Source organism: Streptacidiphilus pinicola (genome assembly GCF_003258295.1).
Lineage (GTDB): Bacteria > Actinomycetota > Actinomycetes > Streptomycetales > Streptomycetaceae > Streptacidiphilus > Streptacidiphilus pinicola.
The window spans coordinates 1-5,039 of record NZ_QKYN01000019.1 but is presented as its reverse complement, the minus strand read 5'-3'; the positions used below and the strand labels follow the sequence as shown (position 1 = coordinate 5,039).

Genomic DNA, 5,039 nt, shown 5'->3' with positions numbered 1-5,039 from the left:
GGGGCCGGCGGGCGGGAGTGGGGGCACGGCCCCGGCGCCCTGCGGCGCTCGGCCGCGACCGTGGGCGGGCGCTGTCACGAGGCCGCGCGGCGGATGCTGGGCGCGGCCGACGGCGGGTTGACGGCGCGCGAGTTCGACGAGCTGTTCCCGTGGGCCGAGGGGTGGGCCCAGGCCGCCCTCGGCGAGGGACTGTTCGTCGCGGCGGGAGCCGGGTACCGGTTCGCCTCCGGCGCGCTGGCGGACTGGTTGCAGGGCTTCCACCTCGACCTGCCGGTCGCGCTCACGATGATCCTCGCCGACACCGCGCCGCCCCCGGTGGGGGAGGAGAGCCTGCCGCGCCCGGTCGGCGCGCATCGCCGGGGCGGCCCGGTGGGCTGGGCGCCGCCGGTGCCGGTTCCCGGGCAGCCCACCGGCGGGGGCGTGCCGCGCTGGCGTCTCGCGGTGGTCCGGCAGGCGCTGCTCGGGCTCGGCGAGACCGACCCGCAGGCGTTGGAGTCGCTGCTCAGCCGTCTCGTCCTGTGCCTGGATGGCCCGGACGCGGCCGCGCCGGGCTCGGAGGCACGCTGGTGGGCGGAGCGGTTGCTCTCCGGCACCCTCCAGCGCCTTCCCGACGCCGGCACCTACGCCCCGCTCCTCCGCGCCCTGGCCGCCCGCGTCGTCTACACGGCCGGCACTGCCTCGCCCGCCGCCGGGGACGCCGAACCGTTCCTGCCGTGGGACTTCTGGCGGGCGCTGCCGCTCACCGTCGAGGCGCGCCTCGACGTGTTGCGGGTGCTGGTGCGCAGCGGAGCGGAGGAGGCCGCCCGGCTGCTCGCGGGGGTCCTGGTCCAGGACCCGGGGGCGGCGCTGCCGCTGCTGTGCGGCTGGCTGGCCGACGAGCGGGTGAGTGGGATCGCCGCCGAGACGCTGTTCGAGCAGCGGCACGTCGCACTGGACGAGCTCACCGACGCGCTCGTCGACGCCGCGCACTCCCGCGCCGACGCGCTGCTGCGGGGGCTCGCGCAGGCCGAGCCGTCCGCGCTGGGACGGGCCGTGGACCGGTGGGCGCACGATCCGCGCCCGGAGCGGCACGTCGCCGCAGCGACGCTGCTGCCGCTGCTGGCGCGGCACGCCGCCGAGGGCGCCGCCGCGGAGCGGACGCTGGTGCGGCTGGCCGCCGAGGCGCTGCTGGCGCGCGCGGACGAGGAGGCCCTGCACGGGGCCGCGTACGCCGCGCTGGTGTGCGACCCGCAGGCCCGGCCGCGACATCTGGTCGGGGCGGTGACCCGCTATCTCGCCGGGGATCCGCTGCTCGGCGCGGCCGCCCTCGTACCCGCGCTGGACAGCGATCCCGCACTGGTGCTCGCCGGCTACGCCGGGCGGATGCGCGAGCCGGGGGAGGAGGCCGCGGCCGTGCTCCGCGCACTCGGCGCCACGGCCGCGCCGCGCGCCAGGGCCGCCGCCGCCAGGCTGGTCCGGGAGCACCTCCAGCGCCGCCCGGAGACGGCCGCGCAGGTCGGCGGTTGGGTGCGGGCGCGGCTCGCCCACGGGCCGGCCGAGCGGGAGACGCTGCTCGCCTTCGCCCGCGACGCGGCCGCCGAGCAGCCCGAGCCCGTCCGGTGGCGGATCGCCGAGGCGCTGGCCGACGACGGGAGCGCCCTCGCCCGGGAGTTGCGGGGGGTGTTGAACCCGGCTGTGACGAGTCCGATGCGGATCGAACCCCAGGCCCATGGCAAGGTATAGGGGGTTGGAACCACTGGGGCCTGCGGCGACGCGCAGGACGGACGAGGAGCGGTCAAGGTGCAGCGCTGGCGGGGCCTGACGGATGTGCCGGAGGACTGGGGACGCAGTGTCGTCACCATCGGGTCCTTCGACGGGGTGCACCAGGGCCACCAACTGATCATCGGGCGCGCCGTGGCCCGTGCTCGCGAGCTCGGGGCCCGCTCCGTCGTGGTCACCTTCGACCCGCACCCGAGCGAGGTCGTCCGGCCGGGCAGTCACCCGCCGCTGCTCGCTCCGCACCACCGCCGCGCCGAGCTGATGGGCGCGCTGGGCGTCGACGCCGTCCTGGTGCTGCCGTTCACGGCCGAGTTCTCGCAGCTGTCCGCGGAGGAGTTCGTCCGGCAGGTGCTGGTCGAGGCCCTGCACGCACAGGTGGTCGTCGAGGGCCCCAACTTCCGCTTCGGACACCGCGCCGCGGGCAACGTCGAGCTGCTGGCCGAGCTGGGGGAGAGGCACGACTTCGTCGTCGAGGTGCTCGACCTGCGGATCAGCGGCACGGCGGGCGACGGTGCGCCGTTCTCCTCCACGCTGGCCCGCCGTCTGATCGCCGAGGGCGACGTCGCCGGGGTGGCCGAGGTGCTCGGCCGCCCGCACCAGGTCGAGGGCGTCGTCGTGCGCGGCGCGCAGCGCGGCCGCGAGCTCGGCTACCCGACCGCGAACGTGGAGACCCTGCCGCACACCGCGATCCCCGCCGACGGCGTCTACGCGGGCTGGTTGACGGTCGATCAGGAGCGGATGCCGGCCGCGATCTCGGTGGGCACCAACCCCACCTTCGACGGCACCGAGCGCACCGTCGAGGCCTACGCGATCGACCGCGTCGGCCTGGACCTGTACGGGCTGCACGTGGCGGTGGACTTCCTGGCCTACCTGCGCGGCATGGAGAAGTTCGACACGATCGAGGCGCTGCTCGACCGGATGGCCGACGACGTCAAGCGGGCGCGCGAGCTGACCGACGTGGACTGACGCTGACTGACGCCGCGTGAGGAACCGGAAACGCCCGAGGGGCGGACCGCCACGGCGGTCCGCCCCTCGTCGCATGTCGCGGCCTACTGCTGCGGCGGCGGGTAGCCGTAACCCCACTGCTGGCGCGGGTCGTAAGGCTGCTGACCCGGCTGACCCGGCTGGCCGGGCTGCGGCTGCTGCGGGTACGCCGGGGGCGCCTGCGGGTACGGCTGGCGCGGGTCGTACTGCTGCTGCTCGTACGGCGGCTGACCGGGCTGCGGCTGGCCCTGCTGCGGCGGCATGCCGGGCTGCTGCTGCCAGCCCATGCCCTGCTGGGTCCGGGAGAAGTCGGAGGCGACCATCGCGGCCAGGTTGAAGTACGCCTCGCGGGTCTTCGGCTTCATCCGGGTCAGCTCGACCTCGGCGCCGGCGGCCAGGTGCTCGTCGAAGGGCACCACCACGACGCCGCGGCAACGGGTCTGGAAGTGCGCCACGATGTCGTCGATCTTGATCATCTTCGAGGTCTCGCGGACCCCGGAGACGACCGTGATGCTGCGCTGGACCAGGTCCGCGTAGCCGTGCGCGGTCAGCCAGTCCAACGTGGTGCTGGCGCTGCTGGCACCGTCGACGCTGGGCGTGGAGACGACGATCAGCTGGTCGGCCAGGTCGAGCACGCCGCGCATGGCGCTGTAGAGCAGGCCGGTGCCCGAGTCGGTGAGGATGATCGGGTACTGCTCGCCGAGGAAGCCGATGACGCGGCGGTAGTCCTCGTCGTTGAAGGTCGTCGAGACGGCCGGGTCGACGTCGTTGGCCAGGATCTCCAGACCGCTGCTGGCCTGCGAGGTGTACCGGCGCACGTCCATGTAGCTGCGCAGGTGCGGGATCGCGGTGACCAGGTCGCGGATGGTCGCGCTGGTCTCGCGCCGCACGCGGCGGCCCAGCGTGCCGGCGTCCGGGTTGGCGTCGATCGCGATGACCTTGTCCTGCCGCTCGCTCGCCAGCGTGGAGCCGAGCGCGGTGGTGGTGGTCGTCTTGCCGACGCCGCCCTTGAGGCTGATGACGGCGATCTTGTAACTGGTCATCACCGGCGTGCGCAGCACGGCCAGCTTCTGCGCCCGGTCCGCCTCGGCGGCCTTGCCGCCCAGCCGGAACCGCGGCGGACCCTGACGGCGCTCGGGCGCCTGGTTCTTCAGCAGCCGGTCCGAGGAGAGCTCGACCGCGGCGGTGTAGCCCAGCGGCGCGCCTGCCGCGACGGGACCGGCGGGAGCCCCGCCCCAGCCCTGCTGCTGCGGCGGCGCGGCCCACGGGTTCGGCCCGGCCTGACCGGGCGCGCCGGCGGCGGGATCGCCCTGCGGCGCGGCGGGCGGCGTGGCCGGCCGGTAGGCCTGCTCGCCGGGCATGCCCGGGGCACCCGGCGCGCCGGGGTAGCCGGGCATCCCCTGCGCATTCGGATCGCCGTACGGAGTGGGCTGGCCGGGGTAGGGCGCGGGCGCGCCGGGGTACTGCGGCGCGGCGCCCTCCCCGGGCACGCCGGGCACCGGCGGCGCGGGGAACGGCGCCGCGGGGTCGACCGGGGCGCCGGGCATCGGGTACCCGGGCTGGCCGGGGAACTGCGGCGCGCCACCGTCGCCGGGGGCGGCGAAGGGAGCGGCGGGGGCACCGCCGTTGGCCGGGGCGCCAGGGGCACCCGGCATGCCGGGGACCGGCGGAGCCTCGGGCCCGCCGAACGGCGCGGGAGCTGCGGCCGCGGCCGGCGCTCCGGGCATTCCGGGGACGCCGGGGGCTTCGGGCGTGCCGAAGGGCGCAGCGGCGCTGGGCGCACCCGGCGCCGCCGAACCGTCAGGAGCGCCGAACGGCGCGGGAGCTGCGGCCGCGGCCGGCGCTCCGGGCATTCCGGGGACGCCGGGGACGCCGGGGGCTTCGGGCGTGCCGAACGGTGCCGCTGCGCCAAGGGCGCCCGGAGCCGCCGGGCCGTCAGGAGCGCCGAACGGCGCGGGAGCTACGGCCGCGGCCGGCGCTCCGGGCATTCCGGGGACGCCGGGGACGCCGGGGGCTTCGGGCGTGCCGAAGGGCGCAGCGGCGCCGGGCGCACCCGGAGCCGCCGAACCGTCAGGAGCGCCGAACGGCGCGGCAGCCGGTGCCGGTGCGCCGGGCATGCCTGGAGCGCCCGGAACCGCCGAGCCGTCAGGAGCGCCGAAGGGTGCGGGAGTGGCGGGCACGCCGGGTGTGCCGGGGCCGGCAGGCGCCTCGGCGATGCCGAAGGGTGCGGGAGCCGGTGCCGGTGCGCCGGGCATGCCCGGAACCGCCGGGCCGTCAGGAGCGCCGAAGGGTGCGGG

1 protein-coding gene and 2 pseudogenes are annotated in these 5,039 nt (G+C 76.9%); 2 read left to right on the top strand and 1 reads right to left on the bottom strand.

Features of this window, described 5'->3' with window-relative positions:
- Together DN069_RS04335 and DN069_RS04330 are read left to right on the top strand one after the other, a co-directional pair.
- A pseudogene (locus DN069_RS04335) lies at nucleotides 1–1,722 on the top strand (serine protease); the annotation flags it as partial.
- A gap of 57 nt (nucleotides 1,723–1,779) precedes the next feature.
- Nucleotides 1,780–2,724, top strand: coding sequence for a bifunctional riboflavin kinase/FAD synthetase (locus DN069_RS04330; protein WP_111499471.1), 945 nt, complete (start codon nucleotides 1,780–1,782; stop codon nucleotides 2,722–2,724).
- 83 nt (nucleotides 2,725–2,807) lie between these two features.
- On the opposite strand, the pseudogene DN069_RS39195 reads toward DN069_RS04330, so the two are convergent.
- A pseudogene (locus DN069_RS39195) lies at nucleotides 2,808–4,442 on the bottom strand (MinD/ParA family ATP-binding protein); the annotation flags it as partial.
- Nucleotides 4,443–5,039 lie beyond the last annotated feature (597 nt).